This window comes from Crateriforma conspicua (assembly GCF_007752935.1).
Taxonomy (GTDB): domain Bacteria; phylum Planctomycetota; class Planctomycetia; order Pirellulales; family Pirellulaceae; genus Crateriforma; species Crateriforma conspicua.
In genome coordinates, this window is sequence record NZ_CP036319.1 from 1 (window position 1) to 17,011 (window position 17,011).

A 17,011-nucleotide genomic window follows, 5' to 3' on the forward strand; every position below is an offset into this window, starting at 1 on the left:
GTGCAAACGTCGGCCCAACCCGAATCAACGCCCACCGCGTCATCGCTGGGATCTGCGGATTCCCGGTCGCGTCGTGTCGTGTCGTTTCCATTGGAACGTCCACGTTTAAAGGTCCGGCGTCACCTGCGTCCCCGTCGCGGCGGGAACGATGGAACCACCGCAAAATCGCTGCCGTATTGCGTTTTGGGGCCCGAGAATCAATTGCTGTGTCACCTGGCCGGTCCGCAAGGCGGATTGTTGTCGTTGGCCAGCCCACTGTTGATCACCGGACCATCGGGCATCGGCAAATCGGCCTTTGCCCTGCACTTGGCGGCCCGACATGCGGTTCAGCATCCTATCGACGGCCAGCCCGCGGTCGTGCATTACTTGCCGGCGGTGGATTTTGCTCGTCAGTACGCCGACGCGATCAATTCGGATGACTTGCCACCGCTGCAAAGCGAATTGGACGAGGTGGAAATCCTGGTACTGGATGACTTGCACCTGATCGCGGACAAGTCGGCGGCTCAGGAGGAACTGTCCAACCGAATCGATCGACGCGCCGAATCCGGCAAGTTGACCATTTTGGTTTGTCGGCGGTTCCCGTCGGACACCCGCGGATTGCGTCCTCGGTTGGTCAGTCGTTCGATGGGTGGGCTGACGCTGAACATCGCCTGCCCGGGTGACGAAGCTCGACGGGTTTTGTTGGGCGAATATTTCCTACTGCACGACTTGGTCGTCCCGCCCGACATGGTGCATTTGTTGTCGGCGGGTCTTCCCGACGGGCTGACACCACGCGATTTGGAAGGCTGTGTCAAACAGCTGAACCTGTGGTGCCGGATGAACGATCGCGCCCCCGACATGGAAGGCATCCAATTCGCTCTGGATTCACTGCAGCGCGATTCGGAGCTTTCGATCAACGCGATCACCAAATCGGTGGCCCGTCATTTTCGCTTGCGATCGGCAGATTTACGCAGCAGTTCACGCCAGCAGAAGATCGTTCGAGCCCGATCCCTGGCGATGACACTTGCTCGCCAATTGACCACCCACAGTCTGCATCAGATCGGCGAATCCTTTGGCGGGCGCGACCATTCAACGGTGCTGCACGCGATCCGCAAGACGGAAGCTTCGTTGGTCAGCGATGCCGATTTGCGCCGTGCCGCGGCCGAAGTCACCGAAAAGCTGGGCGCCTGAGCCCAATCCGCCGTCGTTCGGCTTCACGAGGGTTGCTTCTTATTTTCCCCGGCGGATCCTGTGAAGGGATTGTCTACCAGGGAGATGTCTGCACGCTTATTTTCCGGATGGATTGGCCCGCCCTTGGTGACAAGATGAAAGGATTCAAACAGTCGTCCGGAAAGAAACTCGAAAAAGATCATCGTGGAAAACTTGGTCAGACTCGGTTGCGTTTCGGTGTCCGTTTTCCCGATCGCACCGTCAACGTTTTCGGTGCGATGTTTCCGAGTGTCGGAAACTGTCACATCGGGCGACAAAGAACGCACCGATTTCAACCGCGTTTTCCACAGCGGCTTGATTCACGTAAGTGCTTGGAACAACGGTGTTTGGCTTGACGATTCCGGCAAGATCAACATCATTCGCGTGCGCATTCCGATGACGACGGTCAATAAAAATATAAATCCCTGGAATCAATCCTCTGGGGGAACACCTTTGATGCCTACAGCGGTCTTCATCCTGCGGGTACCATCCTCGGTCATGTCGGGTACAAAATCATGGCCGGACGGATTCACGCTTTTGCGAACGTGGCCTGTCCAATCCGTGCACCCTTGCATCGGGCCGGTGTGATCGTCCCCTGTCATTTCCCCTCCGTCCTTCTGCGACTTGTCAGCCCTCGATGAAAATTTCTTGCCAGCGTGACACCCTGACCGCCGCCTTTTCCCTGGCAGCCAGCATCGCTCCTGCACGATCGCCCAAGGAAATCCTGCAGAACGTCAAGGTGACCGCGTCCGGTGGCAAGTTGACGCTGGCAGCGACCGACATGGAGGTGGGGATCCGTCTGGAAGTCACCGAGGGCGTGGAAATCGAAGTCGAAGGTACGGCTTTGCTGCCCGTCCAGCGGACCGGAGCGATTCTGCGGGAAAGCAATGACGAAACGCTGACAATCGAAACCGATGAAGGCGGCATTCGTGTGACCGGTGGACGCAGCAAGTTCAAGCTGCCCGGCGGCAACCCCGATGAATTCCCGGTCGTCGACGGCTTTGACGAAGACAAATACCACGTCGTTCCGACGCGACTGTTTCGCGAAATGGTTCGCCGAACCGTTTTCGCCACCGATTCGGAAAGCAGCCGTTATGCCCTGGGCGGCGTGCTGTTGGAATTGGACGCCAATCGTGTGATCGCCGTCGGCACCGACGGTCGCCGTCTGGCCCGAATGGAAGGCAAAGGGGAATCCCAGGGCGGGCACGAAACCAGTGGGATGAGCACGATTGTTCCGACGCGAGCCATCCAGCTGATCGAACGGGCGCTGAACGATAAAGAAGAAACCGTCGACATCGCCGCCCGACCGAATGACCTGCTGTTGCGAACGAGCACGGCGGTGATCTACAGCCGTTTGGTCGAAGGCCGGTATCCGAATTGGCGTCAAGTTTTTCCGACTCGCGAAAATGCCATCCAGTTGGACATGACCATCGGACCGTTGTTTGCAGCATTGCGACAAGCGGCCATCGTCACCGATCACGAAAGTCGCGGGATCGATTTCACCTTTGCCAACGGAACGCTGAAGCTGGAAGCCAGCACCGCCGACATCGGTGAATCGCAGGTCGAATTGCCGATCGCGTACGACGGGGAACCGATCACCCTGACGATGGACCATCGCTACGTCGCCGATTTTTGCAAAGTGTTGGATTCGGAAACGGCATTCATTTTCGAAATCGAATCGGGCAATGCCCCTGCCCTGCTGTCGACCGACGACGGCTACGGTTACGTGATCATGCCCATGGCACGAGACCGATGAACGAAGACAAACCGCGGCTGCGAAAAGTCGGCTCCATCATCAATCAACTGATGGCACGTCGCGGTTATGCCCAAATCGCGGCGTCCGAACAGATACAGAACATCGTTCGACAAGCCGCCGGTCCGCCACTGGCAGACAGTATCGAAGTCGGGCAACAAAAGGCGGGCGTACTGTTTCTTTACGCCACCGATTCGGTCACGCTGCAGGAACTGAATTTTCAAAAGCGTCGGATGCTGCGAAAGATTCAAAAGGAAATGCCCGCGGCCAATGTGACCGACCTGCGGTTTCGCATCCAAGCGCCCGGCAAATCATCATCGTCGTGACAGATCATGTCCGAATCGACTGATCCGTCACACGTCCCCATTCGCATCAACGACTGGCAAGACCCGCGTGTCGCGGTGTTTGCGAATCTGCCACGTTCGGGTTCTGACCGACGGTTGCACCACGATGGGGTGTTCGTTTGCGAAGGCCGCTGGGTCACCCATCGAATGTTGGATAGCAATGTAAACCCGGTCGCGGTTTTGGCTCGCGAAGACCTCGCACCCGAGTTTGTCCAAGCCGCTGGTGGACGTTGTCCCGTCTACCAGATGGATAAACCGGCCATGGACCACTTGATGGGTTTTGAATTCCATCGTGGTGTCATCGCCTGCGGGACACGACCGGCGATCCCAAACGCCGATGATTTTGATCGCATCCGCGGGCGTGGCTTGGTCGTCTTGGATCAAATCCATACCGCCGAAAACGTGGGGATGATCCTGCGAAGCTGCGCCGCATTCGGCATTCAAGACGTGTGGATCGGCGGTGGGACCATCGACCCAATGCGACGACGGGTGACCCGTGTATCGATGGGGGCCGTCTTTGCCCAGCGGTTCTTTCACACCACCACGGTCGCAGCAGATTTGGATCGGCTTCGAAAAAGACTTGACGTCACGATATTGGCGACGTCGCTGGATAAAACCGCCGACAGCATCCGAGGCTACGAAGTGCCCGCCCGACGACCACAAGTGTTGGTGTTGGGAAATGAAGCAGAGGGCGTTGCGGAACAGACCCAGCGAATCGCCGACCGGTGTTTGAGTATCCCGATGGCACCGGGTGTCGACAGCCTAAACGTCGCGGCGGCCGCGTCCATCTTTTTACAACACCTGTTTGGTGTGGACTGAATCGACCCAGGATCGTTGTCACCGCGCGTCGACAAACGGATCGGAGAATTTCGGGTCCGACAACAACGCGTGATCGGTCAGTGTTTTTAAGAAAGCGATCAAGGCGTCCTTGTCCGTTTCACGGATCGCCAAGCCATCGGTGGAAGCAACGCGAAGCGATCCACCCAGATTGGGATGGGGTTTGACGGACCAATTGTAGTGTTCCACCACCTGATACAGCGTTTCAAATCGTCCGTCGTGCATGTAGGGTGCGGTGACTTCGATGTTTCGCAGTGACGGTGATTTGAATCGACCCATGTCCAGATCGACGCCGTTGAATCCGCCCACACCTTGATCCACGTCGGGGCCATCGATATCGATCCCGTTGGCAACCGGACGCAGCATGTGAAAGAAAGCGTTTTGTCGAACCGGACGGCGGCCATCGGCCAATCGCGTGGGGATACCGTTACTGAAGTGACAATTGGCACAGCGACCCTGGCCCAGGAAAACTTGCTTTCCTCGGTTCTCCTCCGGTGTAAAATTTGGAAACGGCTGAGAGATATCATCAACGGCGGCGCGTCCGATGTCGTACTTTGCCCGGTACGAAACGATTGATCGAACAAACTGAGCCAAAGCCTTGGCAATTCGGTCCTGGTCGATCTCGCGATCCCCGAAGGCCTTTTCAAACAGCGGCGGATACATGGGATCGTTTTGCAGCTGGTTGGTCAGTGCGGGCAATTGATGGCCCATTTCGATCGGATCGATGATCGGCATCAAGACTTGGTCTTCCAACGTGCGGGCCCGTTCATCCCAAAAGAATCGGCCCCGTTGATAGAAGCGGACATTGATCAGGCTCATCGAATTTCGTGCGACGGTTTCACCCCGGTGCCCGATACTTAACCTTTCGTCGTCGGTGAACGCCAATTTTTGTTGATGGCAACTGGCACAAGAAGTGTTCCCACTGGATGAAAGGGTCGGGTCGTAAAACAGCACTCGACCCAGCGTCGCCCCGTGATCGGTGATCGGGTTGTCATCGGGTGTGTTGTCCAGCCTGTCAGCCGATCGAGCAAAATGATCCGGCCAGTTCGGTTGGCAGTAGTTGTCGGGCGTATCCGGCAAAGTCAGTCGACGCCCCGAGCGATCATCCATGTCGGGGCGTGTCGCTTTGGAAGTCGCAGAAAGGAAAGACCCGACGATGACAAATATCAGTGCGACGCGGAAGGTTTGGGGACGATTCAAAGGCGTCATGTGGATGCACCGAAGCATGAAATCTTGAGCAGACACGAATTAATTGACGGCTTACGATTCGGAATCGTCCGCCGTCGGCGGCACGCCCCAACCGCCGCCGCCGGGCGACAGAATTCGAAATCGATCACCGGCACTGACCTCGATTGTATCCGCCGAGCGTAGGGTGACGATTTCTCCGTCGTGAACCCATTGGTTGATACCTGTTGCACCGTTGCAACCGCCACGAACCCCATAGGGTGATGTGGTTCTCCGTCCGGTGATCCAGGAAACTGTCAAGTCCTTGTGAAATTCGATTTCGCGAACCAAACCATCGCCGCCCCGGTGTCGACCGCTGCCACCGCTGTTGCGCCGGATCGCGAATCGGATCAGCGAACACGGCAACCGACTTTCAAAGATTTCCGGATCGGTGATCCGCGTGTTGGTCATGTGCGTGTGAACGCCGTCACACCCCGGACGTTGACTGGTTGCCCCGGCACCGCCCCCAATCGTTTCGTAGTACCCAAACGTGTCATCACCGATCAACAGATTGTTCATCGTTCCCTGGGACGCCGCGGCAAGGTCCAGGCAACCCATCAGCACGTCCACCACACGTTGACTGGTTTCAACGTTTCCGGCGACAACCGCAGCACAGCGACGTGGGTCGTCGTCGACGGGTGGATTCAATAGCCCGACCGGAATGACAAGTTGGACATCGCGCAAAAGCCCATCGCACAATGGCAAGTGGTCACCACCGGCAACTTTAAGAACATACAACACGGCGGCGGTGACGATCGCCGGCGTCGCGTTGAAACCGTGGGGGTGAACGTCGGACGTGCCCGTAAAGTCGATCTTCAGTTTGGGACGATCGTCTTGGTGTGACTTGCTGATCTGAACCGCGATCACGGTCCCATCGTCCAGTTGGTCTTGGTAATGACGCGGTTCGTCGGGCAACGTCGTCAGCCAGGTGTCCAAAGAATTGCCGGCCAGGTCAATCAACCGATCCATCACGCGTGTGATCGCAGCGACGTCATAGCGACGGGTCAATTCACGCAACGCACGGACGCCATCGGTACCGGCGGCGCGTTGTGCTTGAATATCAGCCAGGTTCTGATCGGGACATCGCGAAGGGTAATCGCCCCCGGTCAACAACCGCATCAGAGCGTCCGTGTTTTCATGGCCGTTTCGGCACAACGGAAAGTCACGGATCAAAACGCCTTCCTGTGCCAAACAGGTCGCATCCGGTGGCATTGATCCCGGCGTGATGCCACCGATTTCGGCATGATGGGCGCGCGAGGCGACGATAAAGTCTGGCGCACCGGAACGATCGTTTGGTCGGCAAAATACGGGTGTGACGACGGTCACATCCGGAAGGTGCGAACCGCCCGCAAAGGGATGATTGCTGATGTAACAATCGCCGTCGTGCATCACGGGGTAGACATGCATCAGGTGGCGGACGGTGTGTCCCATCGCTCCCAAGTGGACGGGAACATGCGGCGCGTTGGCAATCAGTGCACCATCGTTCCGAAACACCGCGCAACTATAATCTTTGCGTTCTCGAACGTTGACGCTGATCGCGGTGCGACGCAGCACTTCGCCCATCGAATCGGCGATCCCTTGCAGACGACGCGCGACGACTTCGACCGTGACATCGTCCACCGTTTCGGATTCGGCCTCGGTATCACCGGTGTCGGTCGGAATCGGGGACCGATCGGTCGAACGCTTCATTCGGATGGTTCCGCCCTGCTCCACCTTGGCGTTCCAACCGGGCATCAACAGCAACGTGGAATGGTCGCTGATGATCATGGCGGGCGCGTCGATGGATTGCCCTGTCGTCAGAGCTTGCCGTTCCCAGACGCGGACGACTTGCCAACGTCCGTTGATCCAAACGCCCGTCGTGTTTTCCGAATCACCATCGTGGTCACTGGCGGTGTTGATCGATCGCTCGGGTGACGGGTCGACAAAGATGTCCGAGTCCGACGCCAGGGTGACTTCGCACCGCACCGCCACCCACTGGACCGGATGATCACGGCGATAGCCAAAGACTTGTTCATGCCGCTGATGAAACCGCTGCACCCACTGGTTCGGATCGACCTGACCACGCAGATTGACGTCCAGTGTCAGCGTCGATTCGGTGCCCAGGTAGCGACAATCGATTTCGAAACGAGTTTGCAATCGATCATTGATCGTCGCTCCGAGATCCGATGGCGAATCGATTTGTTTTTCCGCCAATTCGTTGGCCAGCCTTTGGTGGCATTGTGTCTGTAAAGATTCCGCAGTCTTGATCAGCTGATCGACATCGCATTGATCGGCAGCTTGATAGACACCCGCGGTGGCAACATGCCCGGTGGATGCCAACCCCATGCCAAGAGCACTCAACAGGCTGGCATCTGGATGATCGATCACTTCGGTGATGCCCAGAAGTTCCGCCACATCGCACAGGTGGCCTCCGGCCGCACCGCCGAAACCCACCAAAGCCATGTCGCGCGGATCGATGCCCTGGGACGTCGTCACCGTGCGGACAGCTTCGGCCATGTGGGTGCAAGCGATCTGCAGAAAACCGGCCGCCAAGTCGTCACAGTCCGACGACGATGCTGAGACCGAGTTTCGTTCAGCGGCGATCTCTTTCAGACGCGACATCGCCGCCCGGCGATCCAGCGGAAATGGAAAGCGATCGGCTGGCAAACGCCCCAACAACAAATTAACGTCCGTCACCGTCAACGGGCCGCGACGGCCGTAACAGGCCGGGCCAGGATCCGCGCCCGCACTGGCAGGTCCGACGGTCAATCGCCCGGCCACTGATGCACAGACCGAACCGCCGCCGGCGGCAACGGTGTGGATATCCATCATCGGTGTCAGGATCCGTGTGCCCGAAACTTCGGATTCGTAGCGTCGCCCGACCTTGCCGACGAAACGGCTGACGTCCGTGCTGGTGCCGCCCATGTCCAACCCGATGGCACCTTGGCAATCCATCGCGTCGGCCAGTCGGCCCAGCGCTACGACGCCACCGGCCGGTCCGGACAACACACTATCGCGACCACGGTAATCGACATCCGGTACCAGATTTCCCGCACTGGTCATCACCAATAATCGACAACGCCGGCTTCCGCCCAACTGCTGACGAACACGACGCAGGTAATCATCCAGAATGGGATTCAAATAGGCATCCAAACAAGTCGTTTCGGCACGATGGACCAGTTTGATCAACGGCGCCACTTCGGAGGAACGACTGATGTTTTCAAAGCCCACCTCGTCGGCCCACTTTGCGACGCGACGTTCGTGGTCGTCGTTGACGTGCGCGTGCATCAGGCAAATCGCAACGGAGATCGCACCTTGGCGTTTCAGGTCGCGCAGCACGGCGATCACTTCATCGCGATCGGGTCGCCGGATCACTTCGCCGTGATGATCCAATCGTTCGTTGATGCCGATCATCCATTTCGGCAAAGGTGCCGGTTTGATGATGTCTTTGGCGAACAAATCAGGACGATCTTGTTCACCGATCAACAGCAAGTCTTCGAAACCCGCGGTGGTGATCAGAGCGGTCGGCGCACCGGTCCGCGTCAACAGCGCGTTGGTGCCGCGAGTGGTTCCCAAGCGAACAGACAGCTCAGGCAACGAAGCGGCGATCGGCGTTTTCAGCAGAACGTGGGCCGCCAAAGCCGGTGCTTCCAAACCGGCATCCAGTTCCAGTACGACCGATTCGGATAGGTCCGCCTGGCCGGAATCTCGTTCGGCCCCGCCACGTTCGTCCGTCAAGATTTTCAGGCCACCCGACGTCGCGTCCGTTTCGGACACGGTTCCCAGCTCGATCGCTTGGCCGCCAGAGTCGATCCGACGCACGGTCGCCGAATTCCAGAATCCAGGCACGCGATGTTCATCGGGCAAATCGACCGACCAATGTTCGGTGTCGACTCGACGCGCGTTGTATCGAACCAGGCCGCTGGACAGAACCTTGGTGCTGTGTCGTCGGCCTTGGTGGCTGACGAACGCATCGGTGAAGGTACCACCGACATCGATCCACAGACGAATCGTGTCAGACGTTAAAGCATTTTTTCGAACCATCGGATCATTGTTTGCTTCGTCCGCTGGTCCATAAAGGTCATTAAGTGCCCAAGTTTGGGCAGTTCGGTCAATTGACACTCCACACCCTGGTCGCGAAGCGCCGCGACAAAGGATCGGCTGGTCGTGACGGGCACCAGAAAATCATCACCCCCGTGAATGATGTGAATCGGCGGATCGCCCGTCGATGCCAGGGCTGTGGGTGATGCGGCACGATAGATTTCGGGAACCTGGCGTCGTGAACCACCCAAGAAGTAGGCCAGCGAAGTATTTTCCGGTGGCAATTCACGAAAGTCACAAGGCGGCCCGCCCGCGCAGACCGCTTTGATCTTTGGCAACCGATCCCAGCGAGCGTCGTCGACCGCCCAGTCGCTGGAGCGTTGGCGAATCTCGGGTGATTCGTCCGCCACGACGGCAACGAGCGCCGAAAGATGTCCGCCGGCGGAATAACCGAACAATCCAACACGATTCAGGTCGACGTTCAATTCGGACGCATGATCGTCCAGCCACAACAGGGCTTTGCGCACGTCATCGACTTGCGCCGGGAATTTGTGTTCGGGAGCCAACCGGTAATTGATGCTGATCACCACGTGGCCGCGTTTCGCCAGCGCGTTGCAATGGCTGTACATCGTCCATTTGTCGCCCGACATCCATCCGCCACCGTGAACCACGACCACGGCAGGACGGTCGTTTGTCTTGGGCGATGGATCGGGCGAACCCGGGTTGACGGGGGCGATGTCCGCGGGGGCGGGCAAGTAAATGTCACACTTGCCTGCCCTGCCGGTTTCCGGGTCATAGACGACGTCGAACTTGCGAATGACGTCGCCGCCTGGTTCGGCCATCTCTTCCGCACCCGCTTGGACGGCGGGTTCGGTCGTGGTGTTGTTGCCATTGTCTGGCGTGTCCGCCCGGGCAGACGCAGTGCTCAGCAGCCCGATCACGAAACCGGTCACCAGGCTGAACGTTGTGATCGCGACCGCGCCGAAACCGATCCACCCGAATGCGGCGGCGGGCTTGGCGGCCAAAGATGGATCTTGGGATGAATGCGGTATCGAACGCATGATGTCGATCCAAAGGAATCATAGGTGGGGACTTAGGACGGTTTCCGCCCAGGTCTATACTAGGAAAGCGGCCAGCGGCACAAACGCGTTGGCAGCCGCCCTACCCCCATGCTTTCACCAAACCATCCGGCACGACTTTCATGTCCGAGCGACTTAACACCATTCCCGAAGCCATCGAAGCGATCGCCAGGGGCGAAGTCATCATCGTGGTCGACGCCGAAGACCGCGAAAATGAAGGCGACTTCATTTGTGCGGCGGAAAAGGCCAGTGTCGACACGATCAATTTTATCTTGGCCGGCCGTGGACAGTTGTGCGTGGCGGTGTTGCCGGAGGTCTGTCGCCGATTGGATTTGGTGCCGATCGTCAATCAGAACGACGCACCACTGAAAACCGCTTTTGTGACTCCCGTGGACATCGCAACGGCCAAGACAGGGATCACGGCATCAGAGCGAGCGGAGACGATTCGACGTTTGGCGGACCCCGAGTGTGCGATCACCGATTTCGTTCGGCCCGGCCATGTTTACCCCTTGCTGGCCAAGCAAGGCGGCGTCCTGCGTCGGGCCGGACACACCGAAGCCGCCGTCGATTTGGCGCGGATGGCGGGGCTGGAACCCGCCGGTGTGTTGTGTGAAATCCTGGACGAAACGGGAGACCGGGCCAGCCGACCGAAGCTGCGGGAACTGGCCGACGAACACAACATGGTCATGATCAGTATTGAACAACTGATCGCCTATCGCCGCGTCAGTGAACGATTGATCACACGCAGTGCCGGCGCTCAATTGCCGACCCAGTACGGCGATTTTCAGATCTTGGTCTACCAAGTCGAATACGAGTCCCAGGAACCGATCGCGCTAGTGTTCGGCGACTTGAAAGCGCCCGGGCCACCGCCGTTGGTTCGAATGCACAGCAGTTGTTTCACCGGTGATTTGATTTCATCGCTGCGTTGTGACTGTGGCGATCAGTTGCACATGGCGTTGAAGATGATCAGCCAGGAAGGTCGTGGTGCGTTGGTCTATTTGCCCCAGGAAGGTCGCGGCATCGGACTGTCCGCAAAAATCCGTGCGTACGCTCTACAGGACCAGGGGCTCGATACCGTTGAAGCCAACCACGCGTTGGGATTCAAAGCCGACATGCGGGATTACGGTATTGGTCTTCAGATCTTGAAAGACTTGGGGCTGCACGAAGTGCGATTGCTGACCAACAACCCCAAGAAGACCGAAGCGTTCAACTTGCGAGGATTTGATCTGCGAGTCGTCGATCAGGTTCCGATCGTTCCGGCGATCAACCAGCACAACCAACGCTACATGGAAACCAAACGCGACAAGATGGGGCACCAGTTGCCGTGACCGACGATGATTTTCGGCTGACCATCATCGGCGTCGGCTTGTTAGGCGGAAGCGTTGCCAAGGCGATCCGTCGCGGTCATCCCCATGTGCACGTTTGTGGCGTCAGCCGCCGTCCATCGACACTGGAACGTGCATTGGATGCGGGCGTGATCGATCAGGGTTTTGAACACTTGGCCGATGCTTGTGTGGACAGTGATGTCGTGGTCATCGCCACGCCCGTGGACCGATTGGCGGGTTATGTGATCCAGGCGGCGAATCACTCGCCAGCAGAGTGTCTGATCACCGACGTCGGCAGCACCAAAGCGGGAATCGTCAACGATGTCGGCGACGATGCGAATGCTGCTGCCAAATTTGTGGCCGCTCATCCGATCGCCGGCAGCGAGAAAACCGGTGTCGAAAACGCCACCGATGATTTGTTCGACGGCAAAGTCATCATCTTGACCCCCACGGCGGCCAATCGCCCGGCGGTGCGTGAAAAGGCGGATCAGTTTTGGCGTGCCACCGGCGGGCGCTGTCTGGAAATGACGCCGGAGGAACACGACGATCGACTGGCGGCGATCAGCCACGTTCCGCATCTGATGTCGTCCTTGGTCGCCAAGTTGACGGATCCGGAATCGTTGCCGCTGGCCGGCAGCGGCTGGCGAGACATCACGCGGGTTGCCGCGGGCGATCCGGAAATGTGGACCGCCATCTGTCAACAGAATCGTTCCGCGGTGCTGGATCAACTGCGGCGCTGTGCGGACGAACTGAAAGTGTTGCATCAGTGGATTGAAACGCGGGACGACGCAGAATTGTGCCGCTGGTTGGCCGACGCCCAAGCGGTTCGTTGGCGGTCCGACGAATCCGATGCCGGCGGGTGATTCATCCTGGCCCACTTCTCGATCCGGTCGGCCGGTCCGTATGCTTTGGGGAAACCTACGGCGATCCCAAGCGTTCGTTTCGGCGATTCATCGCTGATTCGTGCCGGCTAGATCAATCCCGACCCTGTTTTGTCACCGGACCCGCTGGTCCAGGAACCGATGCATCCCAGGCCGGGCCATTCATTTCGGTCCACCGATCGGGTCGCCCGTAACACCGACGATCGAGACGCGAATCCAGGAAAATCGTGAACCATGGCCCTCTGGCAAATTGACATCTATCCGGCCGACGGCGAAGTGGATCGTGAAGGACAGCGGACGCGCGAGGAGATTCACGAGCTAGGGTTGGGCGATGTGGATGTCCGCTGCGCCACCGGCTTTCTGGTTCAAGGCGACCTGGATGAAGAACACGCCGTCGATCTGGCCCAGTCCTTCTTGGCCGATGCGGTGGTCCAGCGGACCGTCGTCGCGATCGTCGGCGATCCCGATTTGGCCGAACCACCTGGTGCGGAAGCGACCCTGGTCCATGTGTTGCCCAAACCCGGGGTGATGGATCCCGTTGCAGCGTCGACCCTGTCGGCCGCTGCCGATCGCGGATTGAACGTCGACGCCGTTCGCTCGTTTCGCAAATATTGGCTGGGCGAACTTTCCGGTGATGATCTCGATCGGATTTGTCGTCGCGCGTTGTCCAACGATGCGATCGAACAAGTCGTCCAAGGTCCGCTGCAGATGGATCGGTTGGACGTGGGATCGCCCTATGAGTTTCAAAAGGTCGTCGTCCCGATCCGCAACGCGGACGACGAAGCCTTGATGCGATTGTCCAAGGAAGGACAACTGTATTTGACGTTGGTCGAAATGCAGACCATCCGCGACCACTTTGAATCGATCGGTCGTGATCCCACCGACATCGAACTGGAATCCGTTGCGCAAACGTGGTCGGAACACTGCAGCCACAAAACGCTGGCCGGCCGCATTCATTATCGCGGTCCGGGTCCAGACGGTACGCCTGACGGTGATGAACGCCAGTACGACAACATGCTGAAAGAAACGATCTTTGCGGCCACGCAACAGATCCGAAAAACGTTGGGCGATGACGATTGGTGCGTCAGCGTGTTTAAAGACAACGCCGGCGTGGTCACCTTTGATGATCAATACCACGCATGTTTCAAAGTCGAAACACACAATCACCCTTCGGCGCTGGAACCCTATGGTGGGGCGAACACGGGGATCGGCGGCGTGATCCGTGATCCGATGGGCACCGGCATGGGCGCCAAACCGGTTTGCAACACCGACGTGTTCTGCTTTGCCAGTCCAGACACAGATCCCACCACGTTGCCGCCGGGTGTGTTGCATCCCCGACGCGTGATGAAAGGTGTCGTGTCCGGCGTTCGCGACTACGGAAATCGGATGGGCATCCCGACCGTCAACGGCGCCGTTTATTTCGATGAACGGTATTTGGGCAATCCGTTGGTCTTCTGTGGCAACGCTGGAATGATCCCGGTCGGCATGGAAGAAAAGGAAGCCAAACCGGATGACCTGATCGTCGCGATCGGCGGTCGCACCGGTCGTGACGGCATTCACGGGGCGACCTTCAGCAGCGCGGAATTGACCAGCGAATCCGAATCGCTTTCCGGCGGCGCGGTCCAGATCGGCAACGCGATCACCGAAAAGATGGTTTTGGACGTGTTGATTCAGGCGCGTGATCGCGGACTGTACAACGCGGTGACCGACTGCGGTGCGGGTGGTTTCAGCAGCGCCGTGGGCGAAATGGGCGAAGAAATCGGTGCAGAGGTCTGGCTGGAAAAAGCGCCGCTGAAGTACGAAGGTCTCAGCTATACCGAAATCTGGATCAGCGAAGCGCAAGAACGAATGGTCTTTGCCGTTCCCCAATCCAGTTGGGATGAACTGCGGGAATTGTGTGAAAGCGAAGGCGTCGAAGCGGCGGTCATCGGGCGATTCACACCGACCGGACGATTGACGTTGACCTACCACGGCGAAACCGTCGGCGACGTCGCGATGGAATTCTTGCACGATGGTCGTCCGCCGGTGATCCGTGACGCGACCTATCATCCGGCTCCGGTGCAAGAGATTGAAACCGAGGCATTGCCGGCGGATCAACATCGACAAACGTTGCTGGACATCTTGGCCAGCCCCAACGTTGCCAGCAAACACGCGATCGTTCGTCAGTACGATCACGAGGTTCAAGGCGGCAGCGTGATCAAACCTTTTGTGGGGCCGCTGTGTGACGGTCCCAGTGACGCGGCGGTGCTGCGTCCGTTGTTGACGTCGCATCGTGGCCTGGTCATCAGTTGTGGCATGAACCCGCACTACGGTGACTTCGACACCTATCACATGGCCGCATCGGCGATCGACGAAGCGATTCGAAACGCGGTTGCCGTCGGTGCCGACCCCGAACGCATTGCGATCTTGGATAACTTCTGTTGGGGCTACACCGATCGGCCCGAAACCCTGGGATCGTTGGTACGGGCGGCCATCGCTTGCCAGGACTTGGCCATTGCATTGGGCACACCATTCATCAGTGGCAAAGACAGCTTGAACAATGAATTCAGCTATGTGGATGCGTCGGGCGAAAAGCAAACGATTTCGATCCCGCCCAGTTTGTTGATCAGCGCGATGGGCCAAATCGGTGACGTGCGAAAAGCCGTCACCATGGACGCCAAGCAAGCGGGGAACGCTGTCTTTTTGATCGGCCAAACACGCCGTGAATTGGGCGGTTCCCACTTCGGCCTGGTCCACGGTTTGTCCGGCGGCCAGGTCCCCCGCGTCGACCCCGCGATGTCCAAAGCCACGTTCACCGCGGTCCATCAGGCGATCATGTCCGGAATGATCCGGGCCTGTCACGACTTGAGCGAAGGCGGGTTGGCGGTCGCGGCGACCGAAATGGCCATGTCAGGAGGACTGGGGATCCGATTGCAGTTGGATGATGTCGGTGGCGACGGATCCGAGTCGTCGGCGTTGTCAGCGACCGAACTGCTGTTCAGCGAATCGAATACGCGATTCTTACTCGAAGTGACGCCAGGTCATGAAGACGAATTGCAGAAACGTTTCGCCGATGCCGGGGTTGCACTTTGGCACATCGGGTCGGTCCAGTCGGATCCGCAGGTCAGCGTCGGTTGGGGGAACCAAACCGTCCTGCAGGTCGACACAGCCGATGCTAAGTCGGCTTGGCTGGGGACGCTGGACTGGTAATCGCGTCGTCGGCGGGCGGACTCGCTGAATTTTCGCGGGTCCGTCGACGGCGTTGCTTGTAGACTGGATGGCGAATAATCCACGTGAACGACCCCAGCGAAACATCCCGATCGACGAACCCGATTCAATCAGTTTCATGATCTCAGCTGTACCCTCCGCCCAAACGATCACGGTCGTTGTATCCAAAGGCCAATCGCGAAACCCGGAAAAGCGTGGTTTGGAACAGGCCCTGGCGCAGCAGGCCGGGAAGATCGATGGCGTACGCGTGATCGTGGTGCCGCACCTGTACGACTTGCCCCGCAACAGTGATTCGTATCGTGAATTGGCCGAGGTCCAAGGCGACCTGATCATCGCCTCCTGGATCTTTCCGCGTGCGGCACACTGGGTGTTGGACCGGAATCAAATTCGCGGACGATACCAGGAATTTCTGGCCGACGATGACGCGTCCGGCGACGCCGAACCGGTCACGACGACGTCGTCGACCGACGCTGACGAACCCACTCGAGTCACCGAACTGCACCCGCGTCCGGATCGCGTCATCCACTGTGTCGATTTGAAGACCGGAAACGATGTCGGGCGATACGTCGACGGGATTCGTGAATTGATCGGCCGGACTCATCCGGAATCCGCGGGGCTGCCGATTGTCGGAGGAAAGATCGTCGAAGTGGACGAGCCGACCAAACGTCGGTGGTATCCCGTGATCGATTTCGATCGCTGCACCAATTGCATGGAGTGCATCGACTTTTGTCTGTTCGGCGTCTATGGCGTCGACGGTGCGGAAACCATCTTGGTCGAACAGCCCGACAACTGTCGCAAAGGTTGTCCGGCGTGCAGCCGCGTGTGTCCCGAAAATGCCATCATCTTTCCGCAGCACAAGGCCCCCGCGATCGCCGGCGCCCCGACCGATGGCGATGAAGGCTTCAAGATCGATCTTTCACAATTGTTTGGCGCACCGGCCAAGGGCGATGATCCGATCGCGACTGCGGCCCGCGAGCGTGACGAGCAGCTGTTGTTGGCCGGGCGAGATGCGGTTGGGATCGATGATCAGCTGCGACGCCGGCAATCGGATCTGGAGAATCAGCCGAAGGATCGGCTGGACAATCTGATCGACGCTTTGGACGACATGGACCTGTAGTCATCGCCGCGACGATCGTGTTTCATGCTCCATGGG

Annotated in this window: 12 protein-coding genes; 9 read left to right on the forward strand and 3 right to left on the reverse strand. The window is 58.5% G+C overall.

Annotated elements, in window-relative coordinates:
* The 5 genes from Mal65_RS00005 to Mal65_RS00025 all read left to right on the forward strand — a co-directional run bounded on the left by Mal65_RS00005 (position 1) and on the right by Mal65_RS00025 (position 4,104).
* Positions 1–1,170 (forward strand): helix-turn-helix domain-containing protein, encoded by a 1,170-nt coding sequence (locus Mal65_RS00005; protein ID WP_196784457.1) that lies wholly within the window; start codon positions 1–3, stop codon positions 1,168–1,170.
* 267 nt (positions 1,171–1,437) lie between these two features.
* Positions 1,438–1,776, forward strand: coding sequence for a hypothetical protein (locus tag Mal65_RS00010; RefSeq protein WP_145292487.1), 339 nt, complete (start codon positions 1,438–1,440; stop codon positions 1,774–1,776).
* Between the two features lie 49 nt (positions 1,777–1,825).
* Complete coding sequence (gene dnaN, locus Mal65_RS00015) at positions 1,826–2,944, forward strand: DNA polymerase III subunit beta (protein WP_145292489.1); 1,119 nt, start codon at positions 1,826–1,828, stop codon at positions 2,942–2,944.
* Positions 2,941–3,267: a DciA family protein gene (locus Mal65_RS00020; RefSeq protein WP_145292491.1), complete on the forward strand. Its 327-nt coding sequence runs from the start codon at positions 2,941–2,943 to the stop codon at positions 3,265–3,267. Before dnaN ends, Mal65_RS00020 begins: the two co-directional genes overlap by 4 nt.
* Before the next feature lie 6 nt (positions 3,268–3,273).
* Positions 3,274–4,104: a TrmH family RNA methyltransferase gene (locus Mal65_RS00025; RefSeq protein WP_145292493.1), complete on the forward strand. Its 831-nt coding sequence runs from the start codon at positions 3,274–3,276 to the stop codon at positions 4,102–4,104.
* 18 nt (positions 4,105–4,122) lie between these two features.
* Here Mal65_RS00025 and Mal65_RS00030 read toward each other — a convergent pair whose 3' ends face one another.
* From Mal65_RS00030 to Mal65_RS00040, 3 genes are read right to left on the reverse strand one after another with little or no spacing between them, the layout of a single operon-like run.
* Positions 4,123–5,367, reverse strand: a complete 1,245-nt coding sequence (locus tag Mal65_RS00030) for a cytochrome-c peroxidase (protein WP_196784458.1) — start codon at positions 5,365–5,367, stop codon at positions 4,123–4,125.
* A 15-nt stretch (positions 5,368–5,382) separates the two neighbouring features.
* On the reverse strand, positions 5,383–9,369 hold the full coding sequence (locus Mal65_RS00035) for a hydantoinase B/oxoprolinase family protein (RefSeq protein WP_145292495.1): 3,987 nt from the start codon (positions 9,367–9,369) through the stop codon (positions 5,383–5,385).
* Positions 9,348–10,427 (reverse strand): alpha/beta hydrolase, encoded by a 1,080-nt coding sequence (locus Mal65_RS00040; protein WP_145292497.1) that lies wholly within the window; start codon positions 10,425–10,427, stop codon positions 9,348–9,350. Before Mal65_RS00040 ends, Mal65_RS00035 begins: the two co-directional genes overlap by 22 nt.
* A gap of 140 nt (positions 10,428–10,567) precedes the next feature.
* Between Mal65_RS00040 and ribA the strand changes: the two genes are divergently transcribed.
* The 4 genes from ribA to Mal65_RS00060 all read left to right on the forward strand — a co-directional run bounded on the left by ribA (position 10,568) and on the right by Mal65_RS00060 (position 16,975).
* Positions 10,568–11,773: a GTP cyclohydrolase II gene (gene ribA, locus Mal65_RS00045; RefSeq protein WP_145292499.1), complete on the forward strand. Its 1,206-nt coding sequence runs from the start codon at positions 10,568–10,570 to the stop codon at positions 11,771–11,773.
* A complete protein-coding gene (locus Mal65_RS00050) occupies positions 11,770–12,633 on the forward strand; it encodes a prephenate dehydrogenase (protein WP_145292501.1) in 864 nt (287 codons plus the stop codon). Before ribA ends, Mal65_RS00050 begins: the two co-directional genes overlap by 4 nt.
* A 252-nt stretch (positions 12,634–12,885) precedes the next feature.
* A complete protein-coding gene (gene purL, locus Mal65_RS00055; protein WP_145292503.1) occupies positions 12,886–15,840 on the forward strand; it encodes a phosphoribosylformylglycinamidine synthase subunit PurL in 2,955 nt (984 codons plus the stop codon).
* 136 nt (positions 15,841–15,976) lie between these two features.
* The gene (locus Mal65_RS00060) at positions 15,977–16,975 is read left to right on the forward strand and encodes a 4Fe-4S dicluster domain-containing protein (protein ID WP_145292505.1); all 999 of its coding nucleotides are present in this window, start codon (positions 15,977–15,979) and stop codon (positions 16,973–16,975) included.
* Positions 16,976–17,011: the final 36 nt, after the last annotated feature.

Bases quoted from the DNA above. Each gene is read 5' to 3' on its own strand.
- dnaN (WP_145292489.1), top strand. From the start codon at position 1,826: ATGAAAATTTCTTGCCAGCGTGACACCCTGACCGCCGCCTTTTCCCTG.
- Mal65_RS00060 (WP_145292505.1), top strand. From the start codon at position 15,977: ATGATCTCAGCTGTACCCTCCGCCCAAACGATCACGGTCGTTGTATCC.
- Mal65_RS00040 (WP_145292497.1), bottom strand. From the start codon at position 10,427: ATGCGTTCGATACCGCATTCATCCCAAGATCCATCTTTGGCCGCCAAG.
- purL (WP_145292503.1), top strand. From the start codon at position 12,886: ATGGCCCTCTGGCAAATTGACATCTATCCGGCCGACGGCGAAGTGGAT.
- ribA (WP_145292499.1), top strand. From the start codon at position 10,568: ATGTCCGAGCGACTTAACACCATTCCCGAAGCCATCGAAGCGATCGCC.
- Mal65_RS00020 (WP_145292491.1), top strand. From the start codon at position 2,941: ATGAACGAAGACAAACCGCGGCTGCGAAAAGTCGGCTCCATCATCAAT.
- Mal65_RS00035 (WP_145292495.1), bottom strand. From the start codon at position 9,369: ATGGTTCGAAAAAATGCTTTAACGTCTGACACGATTCGTCTGTGGATC.
- Mal65_RS00025 (WP_145292493.1), top strand. From the start codon at position 3,274: ATGTCCGAATCGACTGATCCGTCACACGTCCCCATTCGCATCAACGAC.